The following is a 21,430-nucleotide window of genomic DNA, read 5'->3' as shown; positions in this document are numbered from 1 at the left end:
TCGATCAGGCCGAACGGGTGCGCGCCTCCTCGGCGATCCGCTCGAACTGCTCGCCCATGGCCGCGGCGAGAGCCTGGGCCCCCGACAACGGGCGCACCATCACCGTGAATTCGTCGATGAGCCCGTCCTCGTCCAGGTGGATGAAGTCGCAGCCGTTGATCTCCCGGTCACCCACCCGCGCGGTGAAGACCAGGGCGTGGTCGCGGCCGTTCACATCGTTGATCTCGCGGACGTAGCGGAAGTCCTTGAAGACCTCGGAGACGGCACGCAGGATCGCGGCCGTGATCGCCTTCCCGGCGTACGGCTTGAACACGACCGGGCTGGTGAAGACGACGTCCGGCGCCAGCAGCGCCTCGGCGGCGTCGAGGTCGAGCTTCTCGACCGCCTCACGGAATGCACGCATCGAACCCGCCTTAGTCAATTTATTGAGTAGGTGCGGAGTAGACTAGTCAACCGTTGATACGGTGTCCACATGTCTCTCAAGTACGCCGTGCTCGCCGCGCTTCTGGAGGGCGAGGCCTCGGGGTACGAGCTGTCCAAGGTGTTCGACGTGTCGCTGGCCAACTTCTGGGCCTCGACCCCGCAGCAGCTCTACCGGGAACTGGAGCGCCTCGCGCAGGACGGACTGATCGAGGCCAGGGTGGTGCGCCAGGAACGGCGGCCCGACAAGCGCATGTTCACGCTGACCGAGGCCGGGCGTGAGGACCTGAGCACCTTCGCCGCCGCACCCACCCGGCGACCGACCGCCATCCGCGACGAACTCCTCATCAAGATCCAGGCGATGGACGGCGCGGATCCCGGGGCGACCCGCGCGCTGGTCGAGGAGCGCGCGGCGTGGGCCCGCGGCAAGCTCGCCCGCTACCGGCGCGTGCGCGAGCGCCTCCTGGACGGCCGCAGCGAGGAGGAGTACCTCCGGGAGGCCGACCGTGTCGGCCCGTACCTCACCCTGATGGGAGGCATCGGCTTCGAGGAGGAGAACCTCCGCTGGTGCGAGCGCGTACTGGCCGTTCTGAAGCAGCGGGCTCCCCTAGGCTGAGCCGATGTTCAGCCCCGAAGGCCCCAGCCTGCGCGAGCTCGCCGTCCAGGCGCTGTCGTCCGTCGAGCGCGGCTACGACCTCCTCGCGCCGAAGTTCGACCGCACGCCGTTCCGGACACCCGACGCGGTCCTCGACGCCGTCGGCTCGGCGCTGCGGCGGACCGGGCCCTACGGCGCCGGACTCGACCTGTGCTGCGGCACCGGAGCGGGCGTGGGGGTGCTGGCCGGGGTGTGCCGGGAGCGGGTCACCGGCGTCGACTTCAGCGCGGGCATGCTCGACGTCGCACGGCAGCAGGTCACGCCGACGGGCCCGCCGGTCTCCTGGGTCCGCGCCGACGCCCGCGCCCTGCCCTTCGCACCCGCCTTCGACCTGGTGGTGAGCTTCGGGGCCTTCGGGCACTTCCTGCCCCGCGAACTGCCCGGGCTGTTCGCGCAGGTCCGGTCCGTCCTGCGGCCGGGCGGGTGCTTCGCGTTCCCGGTGGTGGCGCCGCCCCGCCCGGGCTCGCCCGGCTACTGGATGCTGCTCGGCTTCGACACCGTGATGCGGGTGCGCAACGCCCTCTGGCGGCCTCCGTTCGTCATGTACTACCGCGCGTTCCGCCTCGGGGACGTGCGGCGTGAACTCACCGGGGCCGGTTTCCGGGTGGAGCTCCAGGCGCTCCCGGAGTTCGGACGCCGGCCGGACGGCAGCCCCCGGGTGCGGCTCGTCATGGCCCGGCTGCCGGACCGGCCCCGGCGTCCGCGGTAGGCCTTCGTCAGCCGCGCAGGAAGTTCAGCAGATCGTCGTTGAACGCCTTCTCGAAGTCGCCGACCAGGCCGTGCGGCGCACCCGGGTACACCTTCAGCGTCGCGTCCTTGACGAGCTGGGAGGTCCGGTGGGCCGAGGCGGCGATCGGCACGATCTGGTCGTCGTCCCCGTGCGCGACGAGCGTCGGCACGTCGATGCGCCGCAGGTCCTCGGTGAAGTCGGTTTCCGAGAACTGCGCGACGCAGTCGTAGGCGCCCTTCAGGCCGGCCTGCATGCTCCACGTCCAGAACGCCCGCCGCACGCCCTCCGACACGGCTGCGCCGGGCCGGTTGAAGCCGTAGAAGCTCTCGCTCAGCTCCCAGTAGAACCGCGCGCGGTCCGCCGCGACACCGGCCCGGATCCCGTCGAAGGCGTCCTTCGGCGTGCCCTCCGGATTGGCCTCCGTGCGCAGCATCAGCGGCGGCACCGCACCCAGCAGCACCGCCTTGGCGACCCGCGCGGTCCCGTGCCGCCCGATGTAGCGGGCCACCTCGCCGCCGCCGGTCGAGTGGCCCACCAGGACCGCGTCGCCGAGGTCCAGCGCCTCGATCAGCTCGGCCAGGTCGTCGGCGTACCGGTCCATGTGGTTGCCCTGCCACGGCTGTCCGGAGCGGCCGTGCCCGCGGCGGTCGTGCGCGATCGCCCGGAAGCCGTGCTCGGCGACCAGCCGGGCCTGTCCGTCCCACGCGTCCGCGTTGAGGGGCCAGCCGTGGCTGAACACCACCGGCTGCCCCTCGCCCCAGTCCTTGTAGTAGAGCTCGGTTCCGTCGGAGGTCGTGAACGTGGCCATGGGGGTCCTCTCGGGAGTCGCCTGGGGGAGCGGTGCGGGGAAGCCGTGCCGTGTTCCGATGATCTCCGTCATGTCAGGGAACCGGCGCCGGCAATCCGCCGAACGGGTGACCGGCGTCCGTCCGTCGCGGCCTGCGCCGCCCGGCCCGGAAGCGTGAACTCGTAGACCAGAGCGTCCCGCTGGGCGTCCACCACGAGATCGGTGATCTCCAGCGGGCGCGCGTACTGGTCGTGCACCCGCCGGGTGACCCGCACCGACGGGGTGCTCGCCAGAGGGGTGATGGCATCGCGGTGGTGCAGGGTCAGACCGGCCCGGCGCATCCAGTCGTAGGCCCGCCGCAGCTGCGCGGCGGCGGTGCCGTCGGCGCGGTCGCGGTAGCGGGCCAGCTCCTCCACCTCCGCGAGCGCCACGGCGGAGAACGAGGTGACGGCGGTCCGCAGGCCCTGTCCGTCGGCGGTCGCGTACCGGTAGCGGTGGACCAGGGTCGGGCGGCCGGGGGCCAGTTCCAGGGCCTCGGCGTGGTCCGCCGGGGGCGCCTCCCAGGTGACCGTGGCGCGGGCGACGCCGCCCGGGGCCGCCGTGCGGGCCCCGACCGGGAAGGTGAGCGACGCCGGGGTCTCGACCGGCAGGCCGGGCAGGGTGGCGTGGCTGCCGCGCCGGTCGGTGGCGACGAGGCCGTCGCGGCGCAGCAGCTCCAGCGCCTGCCGCACGGTCTCCCGGCTGACCCCGAAGTGACCGGCCAGCCGCCTTTCCCCGGGCAGTCGTTCTCCGGGCGGGACGGTGCCGTCGCGCAGTTCGCCGAGCAGCTCCGTCGCGATCCGCCGGTACAGGGGCTCCCCCTCGTCCGCTGGGGGGTCGTGCGGGGTGGTGCGGGCCATGCCGCCCCTCCTGTCGGTGACGTTCGGTAGCCGTACGGGCTCGGTGCGCCACCACATCTAGCATTGGTCTAAACCAGCTGGGAAGGGTGGCCGGGCGGTTCGGCCGAAACCGGCCCGCCCGGGCCCGCCTTCACAGCGCGCTGTACAGGGCGTCGACCAGGGCCGTCTTCCGCGGGTCGTTGGCGATACGAGGCCCCATCCGGTTCATCACATAGCCCAGGGAAACCCCCGCCTCCGGGTCGGTGAGTCCGCAGGAACCGCCGAAGCCGTCGTGTCCGAAAGCGCGCGGGTTGGGTCCGTACGAGCCGTCGGGGCCGCTGAGCCAGAGCCCGAGCCCCACCTCCGTCTCGTGCTCGAAGCCGGCGCCGAGCACCAGGTCCCGGCAGCTGCCCTGCCCCTCGCGCACCCGCTCGGCCGCCTCCGGGGACAGGATGCGACGGCCTCCGTACGAGCCGCGCCCCGCGAAGACGCCGTAGAGCCCGGCGACGGCCCGCGCGGTGCCGTGCCCGTTCGCCGCCGGGATCTCCGCGGCCCGCCAGTCGGGCGTGCCGGCCGCGGCGGCGGACACCGCCGGGTTGGTCAGCGCCGCGATGGCCGCGGGCGCCAACTGGGCGAAGACCGCCGCCTGTTCACTGCTCGCCGCGACCGTCGGCTGGACCAGCTCGGCCGCCCGGACGGAGTCCCGCTCCGGCAGGCCGATGCGGAAGTCGATGCCGAGCGGCCCCGTCACCTCCCGCTCCAGGAAGGCCCCCGGCCGCAGCCCCGACACCCGCCGTACGACCTCGCCGACCAGGTGGCCGTAGGTCAGCGCGTGATAGCCGGACCGGGTGCCCGGCTCCCACCAGGGTTCGGCCGCCGCGAGCCGCTGTGTGGTCAGCTCCCAGTCGTAGAGCTGCTCCAGCGTGTGCGGCTCGCGCAGGCCGGCCAGGCCGGCGCGGTGGGACAGCAGGTGCCGGACGAGGACCTTCTCCTTGCCCGCCGCCGCGAACTCGGGCCAGTACGCGGCCACCGGCGCGTCCAGGTCCAGCAGCCCCCGGTCGGCGAGGATGTGCGCGCACAGCGCCACCGGCCCCTTGGTCGTGGACCACACGTTGACCAGGGTGTCCCGCTCCCACGGGCGGGAGCGGGCCGCGTCCGCCCAGCCGCCCCACAGATCGACCACGGTCTCGCCGCCGACGGTGACGGCCACTGCGGCGCCCAGTTCGTCCCGCTCCCGGAAGTTCTCCTCGAACGCCGTGCGTACCGCCGTGAACCGCGCGTCGCAGCGACCGTGCACCTGTATGCCGTTCCCGGACATGAGCCCCCTCCGCCGACCGTCTCCGGCCCGTGCCGCCGCGTCGCGGCCCGGGCGCGATGAACGTACCGACTGGTCGGACCGGGTGGAAGTCCGCCGGGAATGAACGGCCGGATCAGATGTACGAGCGCATCCAGCGCAGCTTGGCCGCCTGCTGGAAGGGGCCGCCGCCCTCGTGGTCGTTGAAGTCGTAGACCTCGATGGCCTTGTCCTCGTGGTTCCAGGCGTTGAACGCGGCGAAGACGGTCGAAGGCGGGCAGGTCTGGTCCTCCAGGGCGGCGGAGAAGAGCGCCGGTGCGCGGCCGCGGGCGGCGAAGTGGACGCCGTCGAAGTAGGACAGCGTGCGCAGGGCGTCCTCGGTGCGGCCGCGGTGCGTCTTGAGGTAGAGGCCGATCTCCCGGTACGGGTGCCGGTCCGTGATCGTCGCCGCGCGCGGGAAATCGCACAGGAACGGCACGTCCGGCGCGATGCCCGCCAGGTCCGGGACCAGGCCGCCGACCGCGATCGTGATGCCGCCGCCCTGGCTGGAACCGACGGCCACCGTGCGCGCCGGGTCGGTGAGGGGGTGCGAGCGGGCCGCCTCCACGGCGCGCACGGCGTCCGTGTAGACCCGGCGGTAGTAGTAGTTCTCCGGGGCGTCCATGCCGCGCGTCATGAAACCGGGGTAGGCGGGCGCACCGCCCACCGGGTCCGCCGTGCCGCCGCCCCCGCCCCACGCGCTGCCCTGCCCGCGGGTGTCCATCACGAAGTGCGCCCGGCCCGAGGACGCCCACAGCAGGTGCTCGTGGGGCAGCCCGCGCCCGCCGCCGTAGCCGATGAACTCCACGACCAGCGGCAGCGGGCCGTCCGCCCCCGCCGGGAGCGTCAGCCAGCCCTTGACCGGATGACCGCCGAAACCGGCGAACGTCACGTCGAGCACCTGCACGGTGGACAGGCCCGTATCGACCGGTTCGAAGCGGGCATCCAGATCGTGCCCGCGCGCCTCCTGGAGGGTTTTGGACCAGAACGCGTCGAAGTCCTCGGGTTCGTTGGCCGCGCTGCGGTACTCGCGGAGTTCGTCGAGCGGAAGGTCGAACAGGGCCATGCAGGACCGCCTTGGGTGAGGAACAGCTACGAGGGCAGTGCGGATGATCACACTACGGGGGCGGTCGGAGGGCTGACCAGGGTGCTTTTCCGGCCTGGCTCCGGGGCACCGGCCACCGGCGCGGATGTGCGACGCGGCGGATGTCCGACGCCGTGTCTCACGCGTCGCGGTGCGTCCACTGCGGTTCCGTACGGGCCCACGCCCGGTCCCACTCGGCGAGCCGGTGGCGCAGCGCCACCCGGCGTACGAGGAAGTGGCCGACGAGCACCACGAGCACCGCGCCGCCCGCGGCGCAGGTACCGATGGTGAGGGTGTGCTGCCAGACCGCCGAGTCGTCCACCGGCGGCAGCACGTTCCGGCCCCGCTCGTCGAACCAGACGTCCACGGTCTCCCCCTGCCGGGTTGTCCGCGGGAACCCGGGCCGTCGCGGTGCGCGTGCCTTCGCCCGGCTCGGTCCAGCGCACGGTGGCCCGGTAGGCGTGCTGCCCACCGGCCTGCACCGAGGGCAGGGTGTCGTCGTTCCGGTCGACCACCTCGGCCCGGACACGGTGCCGCTCGGCCCGCTGTTCGGCCGACACCGACCGCGCCTCGCCGTGGGCCCACCGGGCGGCGGCCGTTCCGGCCAGGGGCGCGCCCACGAGGATGAGGACGGCGACCACCAGCACCGTCCACGCCTCGATGACATCCGACCGGCGCCGCAGCGGACTGCTCCGCCAACGCCAGCCGCGCACCCGGGTTCCCATGTACACCTCCTCGCGGTCACCGGCCGGAGGCCCGGAGCGGCCGTGCGCCGCCGCTCCCTCCGCGCCACGCGTGCGAGTGCCCTCACGGACGGAGTACCCCCTCCGGCGCCCGTCGATCGCCCCCGGCCGTACGCACGGCGGGACCGCCCTGCGCCGGCCCTCCGGCTGGGTGCCCGGCGCGACCGCGGCGAAACGCCGGGGTCAGCCGAAACGCTCGATGCGGATCCGGTCCACCGGCTGACCGGCCGTCACGAGCAGCCGGGAGGCGTGCTCGGCGAAGGAGTTGGAGCCGCACACATAGGCCTCCCACCCACCGGAAGGCTGCTCGGCCAGGAGTGGCGCCACATGTGCGGCCGCCATACGTCCTACCGCCACACCATCCGGCGCGCTCCGGGTGAAGACCGGGGTCGTCTCCGCGCCCAGCTCCCGGGCGTAGACGAGCTCCTCGGGGCTGCGCGCGGACACCACCATCCGCAGCGGCACGGTGAGTTTCCGGGCCCGGTGGTGCCGGATCATCGACATCAGCGGTACGACGCCGGAGCCGGCCCCGATGAGCAGCGCGGGCCGGTCGCCAGGCCAGGCGAAGAAGCCGCTCACCGGCCCCCGCACCTCGACCCGGTCCCCGGGCCGGGCGACGGTGTGGAACCAGCCCGACGCCTCGCCGCCCTCGACGTGGTCCAGGGTCAGCTCGATCTGCCCGGTGCCGTCCGGCGCGGAGGCGATCGAGTAGTGCCGCTGGGCCGCGTAACCGTCCTCGGCGGTCAGCCGCACCATCAGGTGCTGGCCGGGCAGGTGCCCCGGCCAGCCGGGCACCGCGAGCCGGAAGGTGGCCACCCGCGGGGTCTCGCGGCGGATCCCGGTGATGGTGGCGGTCTGCCACTCGGACGCGGCCTGCTCGCTCACGGCGATGCGCCCGGGCACGGCGAACCGCGTGGGGGGCACGAAGGTCTCAGTCACCGGAGTACCTCTGCTCCTCCCACGGGTTGCCCCGCTCGTGGTAGCCGTTCTTCTCCCAGAAGCCCGGCTCGTCGTGGTCGAGAATCCGCAGGCCCGCGATCCACTTGGCGCTCTTCCAGAAGTACAGGTGCGGCACCAGCAGCCGTGCCGGGCCGCCGTGCTCGGGGGCGAGGGGCTTTCCGTCGTACTCCCAGGCGATCCAGGCGCGTCCGCCGGTCAGGTCGGCCAGCGGGAGGTTCGCCGTGTAGCCGGTGTGCGAGTAGGCGACGGCATGGGTGGCCGACACATGGGGCCGGGCCACATCTAGGAACGCGTCCAGGGACACGCCCGCGAAGCGCACCCCGAACTTCGACCAGCTCGTCACGCAGTGGATGGCGCCCTCGTACGCCGACGGCGGCAGCCGGTGCGCCTCCTCCCAGTCCCAGGTGCGGGGCTCGGCCACCAGGCCGTCGACGCGGAACGTCCAGTCGGCGGGCGCCAGCTCGGGAGTTACCTCGGCGGAAAGCACGGGCCAGTCGTCGCCCGCGTCGTACTGGCCGGGCGGCAGACCGGGGTCGGCGACGCGCGGTCGCCCGGTGAAGCCTCGGGTGATGTGCATGCGGTGGTGCCTCCGGGCCGGCCGGCGGTGCCCCGCCGGACCGGTGTGCTCGGTGATTGCGCCCTCAACCGTACGTGCAGGGTGTCCCGGCCCCGCCGGCCGGGACCGGCCTACGCGTTGTAGCGCACGAGGTACTCCGCGAACCGGTTCAGGTCCTCCGCCGGCCAGCCGGCCAGGCGCTCCCGGAAGGCCGCCCGGCGGCTCTCGGTGACCTGGGACAGGATGTCCCGCCCGGAGCGCGTCAGGTGCAGGACCTGGACGCGTTGGTCCGCCGGGTCGGGGCGGCGCTCGATGAGACCTGCGCTCTCCAGCCCGGCCACCTGGCGGCTGACGGTGGACTTGTCCAGGGCGTAGTGGGCGGCCAGGTCGGTGGCCCGGCAACCGCCGCTCTCCTCCAGGTGCCCCAGCAGGGTGTACGACACCAGCGACAGCTCGGGGTGCATCCGGCCCGCCGCGGCCCGGGCGCGGCGGGCGAAGACCGTCATCTCCCGCTGGATGGTCTCCACGGCGTCGGCGCTGTGCACGGGACCTCCCTCACCACGGTGCTGCACGGCTCCTCCCATGGTTGCACAACCCAACCAGTTGACCGGGCGGTGTCACGCTCGCCGTCCGGGGCGGCCGGTCCGTCGGGTAGGGTTGCCGTCCGGCCGGGGAGGACCCGGCCGTCGGAAGCCGAGGAGGTGAGACCCATTACCGCTGTGTCAGCTCGGGTGCTCTCCTCTCGACGTCGCGCGGATCGCCGGTCGTAGGCGATCGCCGGAGCGCCCTTCGGTTCCCGAAAGGCTCTGGGCTTCATGCCGTCTGTGTCTTCCTCCGTGCCCCCTGCCACGCCGCCGTCCCGTGACGCGGTCGTCGCCGCCCTGCGCACCGCGGGGTGCGTCTTCGCCGAGGACGAGGCCGAGTTGATCCTCGCCACCGCACGCACCCCGGCCGAGGCCACCGCCATGGTCGAGGGCCGCGTCGCGGGCCTGCCGCTCGAACTCGTCGTCGGCTGGGCCGGGTTCCGGGGTCTGCGCATCGCCGTAGCGCCCGGTGTCTTCGTGCCGCGCCGGCGCACCGAGTTCCTGGTGGAGCAGGCCCTTGAGCGGGCGCCCGGGGCGAGTGTCGTCGTGGACCTGTGCTGCGGCTCGGGCGCCGTGGGAGCGGCGCTGGCCGCCGCGCTCGGCGACATCGAACTGCACGCCGCCGACATCGACCCGGTTGCCGTGCGGTGCGCCCGCGGCAACATCGCCGCCACCGGCGGCCAGGTCCACCAAGGCGATCTGTTCGAGGCGCTGCCCGTCGCGCTGCGCGGCCGCGTCAACATCCTGGCGGCCAACGTGCCGTACGTGCCGAGCGACGAGATCGGCCTGCTGCCCCAGGAGGCCCGGGACCACGAGCCGATGGTGGCCCTCGACGGCGGCACGGACGGCCTCGACGTGCTGCGCAGGGTCGCGGCCGAGGCGCCCCGCTGGCTCGCCCCCGGCGGCTGCGTCCTGGTGGAGACGAGCCGGCACCAGGCCCCGGCCGCCGTCGAGGCCTTCGCTCGCGCCGGCCTGGCGACACGGCTGGCCGTGTCCGAGGAGCTGTACGCCCATGTGGTGACCGGCGTCAGGCCGCAGGCCCCGCAAGCCCCCGGTCCGGCGGGGTCGCCCGCGCGATGAGCAGTGCCACGTCGTCGAAGTTGTCCGGCTCGTGCAGCGTGCGCAGCAGCAGGTCGCAGACCTCCTCCAGCGGCCGGTCGGGCCCGTCGAGCAGGGACAGCAGGGTGCCGAGCCGTTCGTCGAGCGGGTCACGCCGGGTCTCGACGAGGCCGTCGGTGTAGAACACCAGCCGGTCGCCGGGTTCGAGGTCGACGGTGGTGGTGGAGAAGGCGACACCGCCCACGCCGAGCGGGACCCCGGTCGGCAGGTCGAGCAGCTCCGGGGACCGGCCGGGCCGGACGCGCACCGGCGGCAGATGTCCGGCGTTGGCGATGCGGCACTGGCGCAGATGGGGGTCGTGCACGGCGTAGACGCAGGTGGCGATGGTCTGTTCCAAGCCTGCGGTGATCTTGTCGAGGTGCTCCAGGAGCACGTTCGGATCGAGGTCGAGGGCGGCGAGGGTGTTGGTCGCCGTCCGCAGCCGCCCCATGGCCGCCGCCGCGGGGATGCCGCTGCCCATCACGTCGCCCACGACGAGCGCCGTCTTGCCGCCGTCCAGCGGGATCACATCGAACCAGTCGCCGCCGACCTCACTCGTGGCCCCGGCCGGCTGGTAGCGGGAGGCGACCTCCAGCCCGCCCGTCACCGGCGGATGGCTGGGCAGCAGACTGCGCTGGAGGGTGAGCGCGGTCTCGCGGGCGCTCTGGTACCAGCGGGCGTTGTCGATCTGCACGGCGGCCCGGGCGGCCAGCTCACGCGCCAGCAGCAGGTCGTCCTCGCTGAACGGCAGCGGGTTGCGGGTGCGCTTGAGGTCCAGCGCCCCCAGCACCTCGCCCCGCGCGATCAGCGGAACGGCCAGATAGGAGTGCACCCCCGCCCGGCCCAGCAGCTCGGCCGCCTCGGAGGAGCGGGCGATACGGTCCAGGTCCGCGTCCTTGACCTCCGGCAGCATCACGGGGCTCGCCGTGCGCACGCACTGGGTGACGAGCCGGTCGGGAGCGTAGCGGGCCACCTGCCCGGGCGGGTCGGCCGCCTCCAGCGCCTCGGCGGAGTCGTACCCCTGCACCGCCAGCGCGCGGATCACGGCCGACTCGGCGGGGCCCAGGCTGGTACGCCGGCCCTGCACCACCGCGTCCAGCAGGTCGACGGCCGCGATGTCGGCGAGCTCCGGCACGGCTACCTCGGCCAGCTCGCGGGCCGTGCGGTCCAGGTCCAGCGTGGTGCCGATCCGCCCCGAGGCGTCGGCAATCAGGGCCAGCCGCCGTCGGGCGGCCTCGGCCTCGATGCCCGCCCGGTACTGCTCGGTGACATCGACGATGGAGACGGCCACGCCCAGCACGGTCCCGAAGGCGTTCTCCAGCCGGTACAGCGAGACCGACCAGGCGTGATCCTGGTGCGGGTCGGCCGGGGTGCGGCCGACCGTGGACTGGTCGACGACCGGTGTGCCCGTCTCCAGAACGAGGCGCGTCGCACTCTCCAGAGCGTCGACGTCCATCCGGGGCACCACCTCCCGCGGGGTGCGGCCCAGGTGCTCCTCGGCCGGCACGCCGTTGATCTCCTCCAGCGCCCGGTTGACCGAGACGTACCGCAATTCGGTGTCCAGCACGGCCAGCCCGATCGGGGACTGCGCGATCATCCGGGTCGACAGCGCCACCTCCCGCTCCAGCCGGTGCACGGTCGTCTGGTCGGCGCACAGTCCGAGCGCGTAGACGTCGCCCTGGTCGTCCAGCAGCCGCATGTTGCGGAACTCCACCAGCCGGGTGCCGCCGTCCTTGCGGCGGACCGGGAAGGCCCCGGCCCAGCTCTGCCCGGTGCCCATGACGTCGGCGAACAGCTTGACCACGAGGTCGACGTGCTCCTCGTGGACCATGATCCGGGCGGCGTACTGCCCGAGCGCCTCCCGTGCCTCGTACCCGAACAGTTCCTCGGCCTGCGGGCTCCACAGCACGATGCGGCCCTTGGCGTCCAGGACCACCGAGGCCACGCGCAGCACGTCCAGCAGCCCGCTCGGGCGCGCCGACCCGCGCACCGGACCGTCACCCTCGGACTCGGGAGACCCGGCTGCACTCATCCCACGCCCCGCCTTCGCCGTCCTCGCGACACGCCGTCGTGTGCCGACACCCCATGTTCTACCGCGCGGAGCCGCTTCCCGAAGGCCCCTTCCGTCACCTTCCACCATCTCCCAGCGCGGCGCGTGCCGCCCCGCAAACGCGTCACCGGAAGCGGGGCACCGCCGGTAGTGCTCGCCGGAAGGTGGTGCTTTGCTGGGGTAGGGGCGGATACGGCATCCGGTGGCCACGAGAGGAGCGATCACGATGGCGATGGACCACGAGCGACCGCACCCCCACTCCGTCTCGGTGGAGATCAGCGGGTGCAGCAAGCACGACGCCCGGATCGTGTTCGACGCGCTGTGCTCCTGCTTCGAGTCCGACCGGTGCGCCGACGACGTACCCGAGGAACTGCACGACACCCGCCCTACGGTGTGGCTCGGCACCTTCGACGTCGCCGACGAGCACGAAGGCGCGCGACCGGTGCACCTGTCGTCCTCCGTGGAAGCCGACCTGCACGGCGGCTACTGGGCGATCGAACGGTTCCGCACGACTCTGGACTCGCTGTTCGACGTGCACGATCTGAGCACGGTCTCCGGCGACCAGGAGAAGGAACTCCACGTGCGCCTGCAGAGCAGGTGACCGCCACTCACCCTGTCAGCAGACCGAGGACGGCCCGCCGGTAGACGGCGTGCACCACCGGCAGACTCGCCAGGTCCACCTGTTCGTCCACGCCGTGCAGCCCCGCGTAGGGCAGGCCGAAGCCGGCCGTGGCCGGGATGCCCTCGGCCGCGAGGAGGTTGCCGATGTTGGACGGGCCCGCGGTCTTGGCCCGCACCCGCAGCCCCTGCGCGGCCGCTGCGCCCAGGAGAGCGACGGCCGGCTGTTCGTTCTCCGCCAGCCGGTACGGCGGCCAGGACGTCACCGCCGTGACCTCCGTCGGGCGCGGGGCGGGCAGCGCCGCGTCCAGCTCCGCCACCGCCGCTCGGACCAAATCCTCGGAGGCACGGGCGCCGAAGCCCGGCGTGGTGCGGACGTCCACGCCGATCTCGCACCGGTCCGGGACGACGGAGAAGCCCTCGCCGCCGTGGCAGTAGGTCACCGTCAGCTTCGGTGGCAGCGGGAACTCCCCGCTCACGCCCGGGAGCGGGGACGCGTCCAGCAGCCGTACGAGATGCGCCGCCCGCGACACCGCACCGACCACCTCCCGGCGCGACCCGGAGTGCCCTGACGTCCCGTGCACGGCGATCCGGGCCCGCCACAGCCCGCGCCCGCCGACCACGACCTCGTCGGGACCGGGGTAGCCGATCATCACCCCGGCCGGGCGGGCCGCGTCCGGATCGGCGAGATAGGCCCGTGCGCCCCCGAAGCCGCCCGTGTGCTCGTCGGCGTCGAGCAGCACCGCGAGCCCGCCGCGCAGCCCGGCCGCCCGGCCGTGCAGCTCGGCCGCGATGTGGCAGAACAGGGCGGCGGCGAGCTTCGAGTCCGCCGCGCCCCGGCCACGCAGCCGGCCGTCGACGACGTCCCCGGCGGCGGGCGGGAAGGACCAGGCCCTCTCGTCGCCGTACGGGGCGGTGTCCACACAGGCGTCCAGCGCCCACCAGGGCCCGGGCCGGCCCCCGGCGATCTCCACCAGCAGCGCGACCGGGCGGCCGGTGTCGTCGTGGAGCCGGCGGTGCGGCAGCCCGCGACGGGTGAGCCAGTCCTCCAGAAGCGCCAGGACGGGTTCGTGGTCGTCGAGGCCGGCCCGGCTCGGGCGGCGGATCAGCTCACCGGCGAGGTCCACCACCGCGCTCAGCGGTCCAAGGTCCCTGGTCATGGCCCTACTGTGCCCTCCATCACCTTGTGCAACTAGTTGCATAAACCGTCGGTAGTCCTCTACAACTACAGGCACGACACCGCGCACGGAGGGCCCGATGAGCCGTTACCCGCACCTGCTGACCCCCCTCGACCTGGGCTTCACGACCCTGCCCAACCGGGTCCTCATGGGCTCCATGCACGTGGGCCTGGAGGAGGCCGAGGGCGGTTTCGCGCGCATGGCCGCCTTCTACGCCGCCCGCGCCCGCGGGGGAGTGGGCCTGATCGTCACCGGCGGCATCGCCCCCAACGACGAGGGGCGCCCCTACGAGGGCGGCGCGAAGCTCACCACCGAGGCGGAGGCCGAGCAGCACCGGGTCATCACCGACGCCGTGCACCGCGAGGGCGGGCGGATCGCGATGCAGATCCTGCACTTCGGCCGGTACGCGTACCACAAGGACCTCGTCGCCCCGAGCCCGGTCCAGGCGCCGATCAGCCCCTTCCCGCCCCGCGAGCTCACCGACGCCGACATCGAGAGGACGATCGAGGACTACGTCCGCGCCGCCCGTCTCGCCCGGCAGGCCGGCTACGACGGCGTCGAGATCATGGGCTCCGAGGGCTACCTCATCAACGAGTTCATCGCCCTGCAGACCAACCACCGCACCGACCGCTGGGGCGGCTCGTACGAGAACCGGACGCGCTTCCCGCTGGAGATCGTGCGCCGGGTGCGCGAGGCGGTCGGCGAGGACTTCATCGTCATCTACCGGCTGTCCATGCTCGACCTCGTCCCGGGCGGCTCGACGCTCGACGAGGTGATCACTCTCGCCAAGGCCGTGGAGGCCGCCGGGGCGACGATCATCAACACCGGCATCGGCTGGCACGAGGCCCGGATCCCCACCATCGCGACCTCCGTGCCGCGCGGCGCGTACACCTGGGTGACCAAGCGGCTCATGGGCGAGGTGTCCGTCCCGCTCGTCACCACCAACCGCATCAACACCCCCGAACTGGCCGAGGAGCTGCTCGCCGAGGGCGCCGCCGACATGGTGTCGATGGCCCGCCCCATGCTCGCCGACCCCGACTTCGTCACCAAGGCCGCGGCCGGCCGCCCCGAGGCGATCAACACCTGCATCGGCTGCAACCAGGCCTGCCTCGACCACACCTTCAGCGGCATGATCACCTCCTGCCTGGTCAACCCGCGCGCCTGCCACGAGACCGAGCTCGTCCTCTCCCCGACCCGGCTGCGCAAGCGTGTCGCGGTCGTCGGCGCCGGACCGGCCGGGCTGGCCTGCGCGGTCTCCGCCGCCGAGCGCGGGCACGACGTGACGCTGTTCGACGCGGCGAGCGAGATCGGCGGCCAGCTCAACGTCGCCCGCAAGGTGCCCGGCAAGCAGGAGTTCGACGAGACGCTGCGCTACTTCCGCACCCAGCTCGACTGGCACGGGGTCGACATCCGGCTGAACACGCCCGTCACGGTCGCGGACGTCGACGGCTACGACGAGGTCGTCGTCGCCACCGGCGTCACCCCGCGCACCCCCGAGATCCCCGGAGTCGACCACCCGAGCGTCGTCGGCTACCTCGACGTCCTGCGCGACGGCGTCCCCGTCGGCGACCGGGTCGCGATCCTCGGCGCGGGCGGCATCGGCTTCGACGTCGCCGAGTTCCTCACCGACGGCGGCGACAAGGCGCACGAGAACCCGCAGACGTACTTCCGCCAGTGGGGCGTCGACATGGACTACCGCGGGCCCGGCGGCCTCGCCGCGCCGGAGCGGCCCGCCCCGCCGCGCATCGTCCACCTGCTCCAGCGCAAGACCTCCAAGGTCGGCGCCGGCCTCGGCAAGACCACCGGCTGGATCCACCGCGCCGAGCTCAAGCACCGCGGCGTCACCATGGTCCCGGGCGTGACCTACGACCGGATCGACGACGCCGGACTGCACATCACCGTGGGCGAGGAGAGCACGGTGCTGGAGGTCGACACGATCGTGCTCTGCACGGGCCAGGAGCCCCGCCGCGGCCTGTACGAGGAACTGCTCGCGGCCGGGTGCAGCGCGCACCTCATCGGCGGCGCCGACGTGGCCGCCGAGCTGGACGCCAAGCGCGCCATCAAGCAGGGCACCGAGCTCGCGGCCGCCCTGTAGTGCGCTGACGCGTCCCTAGGATGAGGCCATGTCACTCCCGCACGCGATCCTCACCGCCCTGCTCGAGAAGCCGTCGTCCGGGCTGGAGCTGACCCGCCGGTTCGACCGGTCGATCGGCTACTTCTGGTCGGCGACGCACCAGCAGATCTATCGCGAGCTCGGGAAACTGGAGGCCGACGGCCTCATCAGGGCCCTGCCGTCACAGCAGCCGGCCCGCGGGCAGAAGAAGAGCTACGAGGTCCTGCCCGCGGGCCGCGCCGAACTGGCCCGCTGGACTGCCGCGTCCCAGGACCCCAAGCCGCACCGCGACACCCTGCTGCTGCGGCTCAGGGCGGCGGCCGTGGTCGGCACGGCGGGCCTGGAGACCGATCTGCGGCGCCATCTGGAACTGCACGAGCGGCAGCTGGCGGAGTACGAGGAGATCGAGCAGCGCGACTTCCCGCCCGGCCGGGACGGCACCGAGGACCGGCTGCGGCATCTGGTGCTGCGGGCCGGCATCGACCTGGAGACTTTCTGGACCCAGTGGCTGCGGCGCGCCTTGGCGGACTTCGCGGAACTCCCGGACGGCGAACCGACCTGAGCGTCCTGCCCGTCCTCGCCGCGACATGACGGTGGCCCGCCCGACCGGAGCGCTTCGGAAGGTGCGGGCCGCCGTTCGCACCGGATCAGAGCCGGTGCGGCTTGTTGCGCCGGCGCAGGTACCAGGCCGTCCCGAGCAGGCCCGCCCCGACCAGCGTGCCGCCCGCCACCAGCGTGACGGTGCCGTAGTCCGTCGAGGACCCGCCGATCCCGCCCATGACGCCGCGGGACGGGGAGGGGGTCACGGACCGCGAGGGTGAGGGGGCGGTGGAGACCACGACGGACTGAGTGCCCGCGGTGGTGCCGTCCGAGCAGATGACGATCACGGTGTACGTGCCCGGGGTGACGCTCGACCAGGCGGCGGACTGGCTCGTGGCCGTCCCCGACAGCGTCACCTGGCGGCCCTGGGCGAAGCTGCCCTGGCTGCTGGTGAGGAGTGAGGCGGTGCCCCAGCTGCCGTTGATCTGGGTGCACGCACTGGTCGTGACCGACACCGTGGACCCCGTGGTGCTCACGGAGATGCCCGGGCCCGCGACAGCGGCCGAAGCCAGGGCGAGGGGCAGCGCGGCGACTGCCACGGTCAGGCCGGAGCGGAGAACTGACGATGAGTTGCGCATGTGGACTGCCCTCCGGCGGCACGGTTGGCGGTACATCCCTTGCGCCGCCGAGGGTCGGGGAACGCCCGTGCTGCCTCGGGGCCAGCCAAAGCGCCCCGGGCCCCCGCCGCACTCCGAGCGCCCCCGTGCAGGTGACGGCTTCCCGCTGCCGGCCGATGCGGCGGGGTACGTCAGCGCCCCGCGCCCGTCGTCACCGCCCGCTCCGCCGAGAAACCTCCCCAGGTGCCGTCCGGCAGCATCGCCCGGACGCGGACCCGGTGGGTGACACCGGCTTCGCGCCCCACGTAGAAGCTGTACGTGGCCCGGTCGCGCGGCACGCTGCCGCCGTACACCAGGGACGTGGCGGGCCGGCCGTCCAGCTGGACCTGGTACTCGGCGATCTCACCGTCCACGCGGGGCGGCACCCAGCTCAGGTCGACGTGGTACGCCCCGTCCTCACGGTGGCTCGTCGCCCGGAAGCCCGTGGGGGCCGTGGCGCGTCCGTCGCCCGTGCCCGGGGTGGTGAGGCGGACGGCGGCACTGGCGGGGGAGACGTTGCCGGCCGCGTCCCGGGCCCGGACGGTGAACACGTAGTCCGTGCCGGGCCGCAGCCCCGTGAGCACCGTGGCCGTTTGGCCGCCGCCCACGCTGTGGATCTTCGTGGCTCCCTGGTGGATGTCGTACGAGGCCACGCCCCGGTGGTCCGTCGAGGCGGACCAGGACAGCTGGACGGCCCGGCTTCCGGCCGCCCGGCCCGCGGGCGCCGCCGGGCGGGTCGGCGCGGAGCGGTCGTCCGCGACGGCCCCGGGCGTCCTCGCCCGCACCGGGCGGCTCGGCGGCCCGAGCCGCCCGTCGGCGCCGCGCGCCCGTACGGAGAAGACGTAGCGCGTCGAGGGCCGCAGCCTGGGGACGTCCACCATGTGCTTCGAACCTGGCACCTCGGTGACCTTCGTGGTGCCGCGATACACCTCGTAGGCCTCCGCCCCGGCGGTCGCGTTCCACATGACGTGCACACTCGTCGCGCTGCCCGCCGCGGCGGTGACACCCGTGGGCGCGCCGGGAGCGGCACCGCCGCCCCCTTCCTCCGCTCCGGCCCGGCCGCAGGAGGCGACCAGCACGAGCGTGCCGCAGAGGGCCAGGCGACGCAGGAGGGACGAGGGGGCGGCGGAACGGCTTCGCACGGCACTGCCTCCCGGGGTGGCACATGTGAATGGTCCGGACCAATATGACGTGGTTGGCGCGATCACATCAAGAGGGCGTCGCCCGTGGCGCGGAAGCCGCCTCCGGTGAAGAGCGTCACCCCCGCCGGACGCGATCGCCCGGGAGAGTTACGTATGCTGAAGGTCCTCACGGCCGAACTCCTGGCGGAATCCGGGGAGTTCAGGCCTGTCGCGCGGACAGCTGTCGTCGCAGGTCCCGCGCCGGCGCGGGCGGCCGGGGCGGCCGGAGTCTCACACGGACTCAGGCCCCCGGCCCCTGTCGGAGGTTGGGGACGTGCACCGTCCGGCCCCCCAAGGGTGGCCGGGTGATCGCCCCGGGCCCAGATTGGGCTGAGTGCCCGTCAGGTCCCCCACGAGAGGCTCCCGTATCGTGCGTGTCCAGTCGCTCACCCTGGCCGCGGCCAGCGCCGCCCTGCTCGCCCCGACGACACCGCCCGCCGCACAGATCCACCCCGCGGTATGGCGCGAGAACACCGTCAGTGCCGCCGAACTGCTCGCCAAGGTGCGGGACTGTGCTCCCGTGTCGCGCGGCCGCTACCGCAGCGACAACGGCGCTCCCGCGAACATCCCGGTCTGCGGCACCCCCGACGCGGTGTTCTGGAAGGCCGACATGGACATCGACTGCGACGGCCGCCCAGGGCCCCGCTGCAACAGCCGCACCGACCCGTACTTCTCCGCGAGCACGGCCTACACCCAGTCCGACGGCCGCCCGCTGAGCGCCGAACGTCTGCCCTTCATCGTCGTACCCGCGCCGAGCGGCCTCTGGGACTACCGGGACCACGGCATCGGCGGCGGGTCGGTGGTGGCCGTCGTCCACCGCGACCGGGTGCAGTACGCGGTCGTCGGCGACACCGGCCCGCAGGGCATCATCGGGGAGGCGTCCTACGCGACCGCCAAGGCCCTCGGTATCCGCGCCGACCCGCACGGCGGCGGCGCCCCTTCCGGCGTCACCTACATCGTCTTCAAGAAAACCAAGGTGTCGCCCATCGAGGACCACGCGGCGGCCGTGACGGAGGGGGAGCGGGTGGCGAAGCGGTTCACCGACGGGACCCGGGCCATCGCGGAGTGAGCGGCTGACGAGGCGTCACGGCGCGGAGGGACCGCGGCCGGGCGGGCCCGGCCGCAGTCGTCGCTCACACCTTCCGGTAGGTGTACGCCTCGGTGGCGGCCGCCTCCACCGCTGCCAGGTCCGCCCCGGTGGACGCCGTGACGACCGCGGCCACGGCCCCCTCCACGAAGGGCGCGTCCACCAGGCGTGTCCGCTCCGGGAGTTCGTCGCCCTCCGCGAGCAGTGCCTTCACCGTGAGCACCGCGCTGCCCAGGTCGGTCAGGACGGCGACCCCGGCGCCGCGGTCGACGGACGCGGCCGCCGCGGCGATCAGTTCCGAGCTCGTCCCCAGTCCGCCGCCCTCGGTGCCGCCCGCCGGAGCGACGGGCACCGCCGGGCCGCCGCCGGCGAGCCCTTTCGCCAGCTCGGCGACCGAGGCGGCCACCTGCGCGCTGTGCGACACCAGCACGATTCCCACCAGCTGCTCGTCACTCACCGGCGGCCTCCGCGAGTCCTGCGATCAGCAGCGCCGACGACGTGGCGCCCGGGTCCTGGTGGCCGATGCTGCGCTCGCCCACATAGCTCGCCCGGCCCTTGCGGGCCTGCAGGGGCGTCGTCGCCACGGCGCCCTCCTCCGCGGCGGTCCGGGCCGCCGTGAACGAGTCGCCGAGCGCGTCCACCGCGGGCACCAGCGCGTCGATCATGGTCTTGTCGCCCGGGGCGGCACCGCCGAGCGTCATGACCGCGTCCACCCCCGCCCGGAAGGCCTCGGCCAGCTGCTCAGCGCTGACCTCGTCGGCATCGCCCAGCGCCTTGCCGGTACGGCGCAGCAGCGTCCCGTACAGCGGCCCCGAGGCGCCGCCGACCGTCGAGATCAGCTGGCGTCCGGCCAGGGTCAGGACGGCGCCGGGCGTGGCCGGGGCCTCCTTCTCCAGAGCGGCGACGACGGCCGTGAACCCGCGCTGGAGGTTACTGCCGTGATCGGCGTCCCCGATGGGGGAGTCGAGGGCGGTGAGCCGTTCCGCCTCGCGGTCGACGGACGCGGCGGTGGCCGTCATCCAACGGCGGAAGAAATCGGCGTCGAGCACTGGATCTCCTTGCCTGGTAGGTACGTGGTGATCCTCTACCCCCTGTGTGTCACACGCCCCAGCGCAGACCCGGGGTCTTCACCGGCGCGTCGTACAGCCGCAGCAGCTCCTCGTCGACCTGGCACAGGGTGAGCGAGGCGCCCGCCATGTCCAGGGAGGTGACGTAGTTGCCCACGAGGACGCGGGCCACGGGGACGCCGCGCTGGGCGAGCACCCGGTGCACCTCGGCGTTGAAGCCGTACAGCTCCAGCAGCGGCGTCGCACCCATGCCGTTGACCAGGACCAGCACCGGATTGCGCGGCTGCAGGTCCTCCACCACCGCCTCGACGGCCGCCTCGGCGATCTCGCCGGAGGTCATCATGGCGCGCCGCTCCCGGCCCGGCTCGCCGTGGATGCCGATCCCCAACTCCAGCTCACCCGGCGGCAGATCGAAGGTCGGGCTGCCCTTGGCCGGGGTGCTGCAGGCGCTCAGCGCGATCCCGAAACTGCGGGAGCTCTCGTTCACCTGCCGGGCGATGGCCTGGACCCGCTCCAGAGGCATGCCCTCGGCAGCGGCGGCGCCCGCGATCTTCTCCACGAACAGGGTCGCGCCCGTGCCGCGCCGCCCGGCCGTGTACAGGCTGTCGGTCACCGCCACGTCATCGTTGACCAGCACCTTCGCGACCTGGATGCCCTCGTCCTCGGCCATCTCGGCGGCCATGTCGAAGTTGAGCACGTCACCGGTGTAGTTCTTCACGATGAACAGCACGCCGGCCCCGCTGTCCACGGCGGCGGCCGCGCGCAGCATCTGGTCGGGCACGGGGGAGGTGAACACCTCGCCCGGACAGGCCGCCGACAGCATGCCGGGACCCACGAAACCACCGTGCAACGGCTCGTGCCCCGAGCCTCCGCCCGAGACCAGCCCCACCTGCCCGGCGACGGGGGCGTCCCGCCGCACGATCACCCGGTTCTCCACGTCCACGGTCAGCTCCGGGTGGGCAGCCGCCAGACCGCGCAGCGCGTCCGCGACCACGGTCTCCGGGACGTTGATCAGCATCTTCACGGGAACCTCCTAGACAACCTAGTAGATGAGCCCTTGAACTCCAGCTTCGCAGGCCACATTACGTTTGACCAGTTGTCGATCTTGGCTG

Annotated in this window: 22 protein-coding genes and 1 pseudogene; 7 read left to right on the top strand and 16 right to left on the bottom strand. The window is 73.3% G+C overall.

Translation table 11 applies throughout. The features are described 5' to 3' along the window. Positions 1 to 4 precede the first annotated feature (4 nt). The gene (locus tag HNR57_RS35895) at positions 5 to 403 is read right to left on the bottom strand and encodes a nuclear transport factor 2 family protein (protein WP_184567008.1); all 399 of its coding nucleotides are present in this window, start codon (positions 401 to 403) and stop codon (positions 5 to 7) included. A 69-nt stretch (positions 404 to 472) separates the two neighbouring features. Between HNR57_RS35895 and HNR57_RS35890 the strand changes: the two genes are divergently transcribed. Then, positions 473 to 1,036, top strand: coding sequence for a PadR family transcriptional regulator (locus HNR57_RS35890; protein WP_184567006.1), 564 nt, complete (start codon positions 473 to 475; stop codon positions 1,034 to 1,036). A gap of 4 nt (positions 1,037 to 1,040) precedes the next feature. Continuing rightward, a complete protein-coding gene (locus tag HNR57_RS35885; RefSeq protein WP_184567004.1) occupies positions 1,041 to 1,784 on the top strand; it encodes a class I SAM-dependent methyltransferase in 744 nt (247 codons plus the stop codon). Between the two features lie 7 nt (positions 1,785 to 1,791). Here HNR57_RS35885 and HNR57_RS35880 read toward each other — a convergent pair whose 3' ends face one another. The 8 genes and pseudogenes from HNR57_RS35880 to HNR57_RS35845 all read right to left on the bottom strand — a co-directional run bounded on the left by HNR57_RS35880 (position 1,792) and on the right by HNR57_RS35845 (position 8,652). Next, positions 1,792 to 2,613, bottom strand: coding sequence for an alpha/beta fold hydrolase (locus HNR57_RS35880; protein ID WP_184567002.1), 822 nt, complete (start codon positions 2,611 to 2,613; stop codon positions 1,792 to 1,794). Positions 2,614 to 2,681: 68 nt separating this feature from the next. Further along, positions 2,682 to 3,491 (bottom strand): GntR family transcriptional regulator, encoded by an 810-nt coding sequence (locus HNR57_RS35875; RefSeq protein ID WP_246555328.1) that lies wholly within the window; start codon positions 3,489 to 3,491, stop codon positions 2,682 to 2,684. Positions 3,492 to 3,621: 130 nt separating this feature from the next. Beyond that, positions 3,622 to 4,788: a serine hydrolase domain-containing protein gene (locus HNR57_RS35870; RefSeq protein WP_184567000.1), complete on the bottom strand. Its 1,167-nt coding sequence runs from the start codon at positions 4,786 to 4,788 to the stop codon at positions 3,622 to 3,624. Positions 4,789 to 4,900: 112 nt separating this feature from the next. Beyond that, a complete protein-coding gene (locus HNR57_RS35865) occupies positions 4,901 to 5,869 on the bottom strand; it encodes an acetylxylan esterase (protein WP_184566998.1) in 969 nt (322 codons plus the stop codon). A gap of 157 nt (positions 5,870 to 6,026) precedes the next feature. Beyond that, positions 6,027 to 6,612 (bottom strand): annotated as a pseudogene (locus HNR57_RS35860) (Rv1733c family protein). Between the two features lie 201 nt (positions 6,613 to 6,813). Next, positions 6,814 to 7,569, bottom strand: a complete 756-nt coding sequence (locus tag HNR57_RS35855; RefSeq protein WP_184566996.1) for a ferredoxin reductase — start codon at positions 7,567 to 7,569, stop codon at positions 6,814 to 6,816. Then, on the bottom strand, positions 7,562 to 8,167 hold the full coding sequence (locus HNR57_RS35850) for a sulfite oxidase-like oxidoreductase (protein ID WP_184566994.1): 606 nt from the start codon (positions 8,165 to 8,167) through the stop codon (positions 7,562 to 7,564). Before HNR57_RS35850 ends, HNR57_RS35855 begins: the two co-directional genes overlap by 8 nt. A gap of 110 nt (positions 8,168 to 8,277) precedes the next feature. After that, the gene (locus tag HNR57_RS35845; protein WP_376772331.1) at positions 8,278 to 8,652 is read right to left on the bottom strand and encodes a MarR family winged helix-turn-helix transcriptional regulator; all 375 of its coding nucleotides are present in this window, start codon (positions 8,650 to 8,652) and stop codon (positions 8,278 to 8,280) included. 309 nt (positions 8,653 to 8,961) lie between these two features. On the opposite strand from HNR57_RS35845, the gene HNR57_RS35840 reads away from it, so the two are divergent. After that, the gene (locus tag HNR57_RS35840; protein WP_184566990.1) at positions 8,962 to 9,810 is read left to right on the top strand and encodes a putative protein N(5)-glutamine methyltransferase; all 849 of its coding nucleotides are present in this window, start codon (positions 8,962 to 8,964) and stop codon (positions 9,808 to 9,810) included. Here HNR57_RS35840 and HNR57_RS35835 read toward each other — a convergent pair. Beyond that, a complete protein-coding gene (locus HNR57_RS35835) occupies positions 9,758 to 11,860 on the bottom strand; it encodes a SpoIIE family protein phosphatase (RefSeq protein WP_184566988.1) in 2,103 nt (700 codons plus the stop codon). The genes HNR57_RS35840 and HNR57_RS35835 overlap by 53 nt on opposite strands. A 250-nt stretch (positions 11,861 to 12,110) precedes the next feature. On the opposite strand from HNR57_RS35835, the gene HNR57_RS35830 reads away from it, so the two are divergent. After that, positions 12,111 to 12,479, top strand: coding sequence for a hypothetical protein (locus HNR57_RS35830; RefSeq protein WP_184567119.1), 369 nt, complete (start codon positions 12,111 to 12,113; stop codon positions 12,477 to 12,479). 7 nt (positions 12,480 to 12,486) lie between these two features. On the opposite strand, the gene HNR57_RS35825 is transcribed toward HNR57_RS35830, so the two are convergent. Then, complete coding sequence (locus tag HNR57_RS35825) at positions 12,487 to 13,656, bottom strand: M20 family metallopeptidase (protein WP_184566986.1); 1,170 nt, start codon at positions 13,654 to 13,656, stop codon at positions 12,487 to 12,489. A gap of 97 nt (positions 13,657 to 13,753) precedes the next feature. On the opposite strand from HNR57_RS35825, the gene HNR57_RS35820 reads away from it, so the two are divergent. Together HNR57_RS35820 and HNR57_RS35815 are read left to right on the top strand one after the other, a co-directional pair. Then, entirely contained in the window at positions 13,754 to 15,769 is a 2,016-nt protein-coding gene (locus HNR57_RS35820) for an NADPH-dependent 2,4-dienoyl-CoA reductase (protein WP_184566984.1), read from the top strand. 28 nt (positions 15,770 to 15,797) lie between these two features. Next, a complete protein-coding gene (locus HNR57_RS35815; RefSeq protein ID WP_184566982.1) occupies positions 15,798 to 16,349 on the top strand; it encodes a PadR family transcriptional regulator in 552 nt (183 codons plus the stop codon). A gap of 85 nt (positions 16,350 to 16,434) precedes the next feature. On the opposite strand, the gene HNR57_RS35810 is transcribed toward HNR57_RS35815, so the two are convergent. Together HNR57_RS35810 and HNR57_RS35805 are read right to left on the bottom strand one after the other, a co-directional pair. Beyond that, positions 16,435 to 16,965: a hypothetical protein gene (locus HNR57_RS35810; protein ID WP_184566980.1), complete on the bottom strand. Its 531-nt coding sequence runs from the start codon at positions 16,963 to 16,965 to the stop codon at positions 16,435 to 16,437. 170 nt (positions 16,966 to 17,135) lie between these two features. Beyond that, positions 17,136 to 18,125, bottom strand: coding sequence for a fibronectin type III domain-containing protein (locus tag HNR57_RS35805; protein WP_184566978.1), 990 nt, complete (start codon positions 18,123 to 18,125; stop codon positions 17,136 to 17,138). 409 nt (positions 18,126 to 18,534) lie between these two features. Here HNR57_RS35805 and HNR57_RS35800 point away from each other — a divergent pair, with 409 nt between their 5' ends. Then, entirely contained in the window at positions 18,535 to 19,233 is a 699-nt protein-coding gene (locus HNR57_RS35800) for a glycoside hydrolase family 75 protein (protein WP_184566976.1), read from the top strand. 64 nt (positions 19,234 to 19,297) lie between these two features. Here HNR57_RS35800 and HNR57_RS35795 read toward each other — a convergent pair whose 3' ends face one another. The 3 genes from HNR57_RS35795 to dhaK are packed head-to-tail and all read right to left on the bottom strand — an operon-like array spanning position 19,298 to position 21,342. Then, positions 19,298 to 19,708 (bottom strand): PTS-dependent dihydroxyacetone kinase phosphotransferase subunit DhaM, encoded by a 411-nt coding sequence (locus HNR57_RS35795; RefSeq protein WP_184566974.1) that lies wholly within the window; start codon positions 19,706 to 19,708, stop codon positions 19,298 to 19,300. Further along, positions 19,701 to 20,300, bottom strand: coding sequence for a dihydroxyacetone kinase subunit DhaL (gene dhaL, locus HNR57_RS35790; protein ID WP_184566972.1), 600 nt, complete (start codon positions 20,298 to 20,300; stop codon positions 19,701 to 19,703). The genes HNR57_RS35795 and dhaL overlap by 8 nt, the downstream gene beginning before the upstream one ends. Before the next feature lie 49 nt (positions 20,301 to 20,349). After that, positions 20,350 to 21,342 carry a dihydroxyacetone kinase subunit DhaK gene (gene dhaK, locus HNR57_RS35785; protein ID WP_184566970.1) on the bottom strand — a complete coding sequence of 331 codons (993 nt, stop codon included), beginning with the start codon at positions 21,340 to 21,342 and terminating at the stop codon, positions 20,350 to 20,352. Positions 21,343 to 21,430: the final 88 nt, after the last annotated feature.

It is taken from the genome of Streptomyces paradoxus (assembly GCF_014202475.1).
In the GTDB taxonomy this organism is placed as follows: domain Bacteria; phylum Actinomycetota; class Actinomycetes; order Streptomycetales; family Streptomycetaceae; genus Streptomyces; species Streptomyces paradoxus.
Note: the sequence above shows the minus strand (reverse complement) of the source record. Positions and strands in the feature narration are given on the sequence as shown.

Bases quoted from the DNA above. Each gene is read 5' to 3' on its own strand.
- HNR57_RS35880 (WP_184567002.1), bottom strand. From the start codon at position 2,613: ATGGCCACGTTCACGACCTCCGACGGAACCGAGCTCTACTACAAGGAC.
- HNR57_RS35820 (WP_184566984.1), top strand. From the start codon at position 13,754: ATGAGCCGTTACCCGCACCTGCTGACCCCCCTCGACCTGGGCTTCACG.
- HNR57_RS35850 (WP_184566994.1), bottom strand. From the start codon at position 8,167: ATGCACATCACCCGAGGCTTCACCGGGCGACCGCGCGTCGCCGACCCC.
- HNR57_RS35885 (WP_184567004.1), top strand. From the start codon at position 1,041: ATGTTCAGCCCCGAAGGCCCCAGCCTGCGCGAGCTCGCCGTCCAGGCG.
- HNR57_RS35875 (WP_246555328.1), bottom strand. From the start codon at position 3,491: ATGGCCCGCACCACCCCGCACGACCCCCCAGCGGACGAGGGGGAGCCC.
- HNR57_RS35815 (WP_184566982.1), top strand. From the start codon at position 15,798: ATGTCACTCCCGCACGCGATCCTCACCGCCCTGCTCGAGAAGCCGTCG.
- HNR57_RS35830 (WP_184567119.1), top strand. From the start codon at position 12,111: ATGGACCACGAGCGACCGCACCCCCACTCCGTCTCGGTGGAGATCAGC.
- HNR57_RS35835 (WP_184566988.1), bottom strand. From the start codon at position 11,860: ATGAGTGCAGCCGGGTCTCCCGAGTCCGAGGGTGACGGTCCGGTGCGC.
- HNR57_RS35870 (WP_184567000.1), bottom strand. From the start codon at position 4,788: ATGTCCGGGAACGGCATACAGGTGCACGGTCGCTGCGACGCGCGGTTC.
- HNR57_RS35825 (WP_184566986.1), bottom strand. From the start codon at position 13,656: ATGACCAGGGACCTTGGACCGCTGAGCGCGGTGGTGGACCTCGCCGGT.
- HNR57_RS35845 (WP_376772331.1), bottom strand. From the start codon at position 8,652: ATGACGGTCTTCGCCCGCCGCGCCCGGGCCGCGGCGGGCCGGATGCAC.
- HNR57_RS35890 (WP_184567006.1), top strand. From the start codon at position 473: ATGTCTCTCAAGTACGCCGTGCTCGCCGCGCTTCTGGAGGGCGAGGCC.
- HNR57_RS35865 (WP_184566998.1), bottom strand. From the start codon at position 5,869: ATGGCCCTGTTCGACCTTCCGCTCGACGAACTCCGCGAGTACCGCAGC.
- HNR57_RS35840 (WP_184566990.1), top strand. From the start codon at position 8,962: ATGCCGTCTGTGTCTTCCTCCGTGCCCCCTGCCACGCCGCCGTCCCGT.
- HNR57_RS35810 (WP_184566980.1), bottom strand. From the start codon at position 16,965: ATGCGCAACTCATCGTCAGTTCTCCGCTCCGGCCTGACCGTGGCAGTC.
- HNR57_RS35895 (WP_184567008.1), bottom strand. From the start codon at position 403: ATGCGTGCATTCCGTGAGGCGGTCGAGAAGCTCGACCTCGACGCCGCC.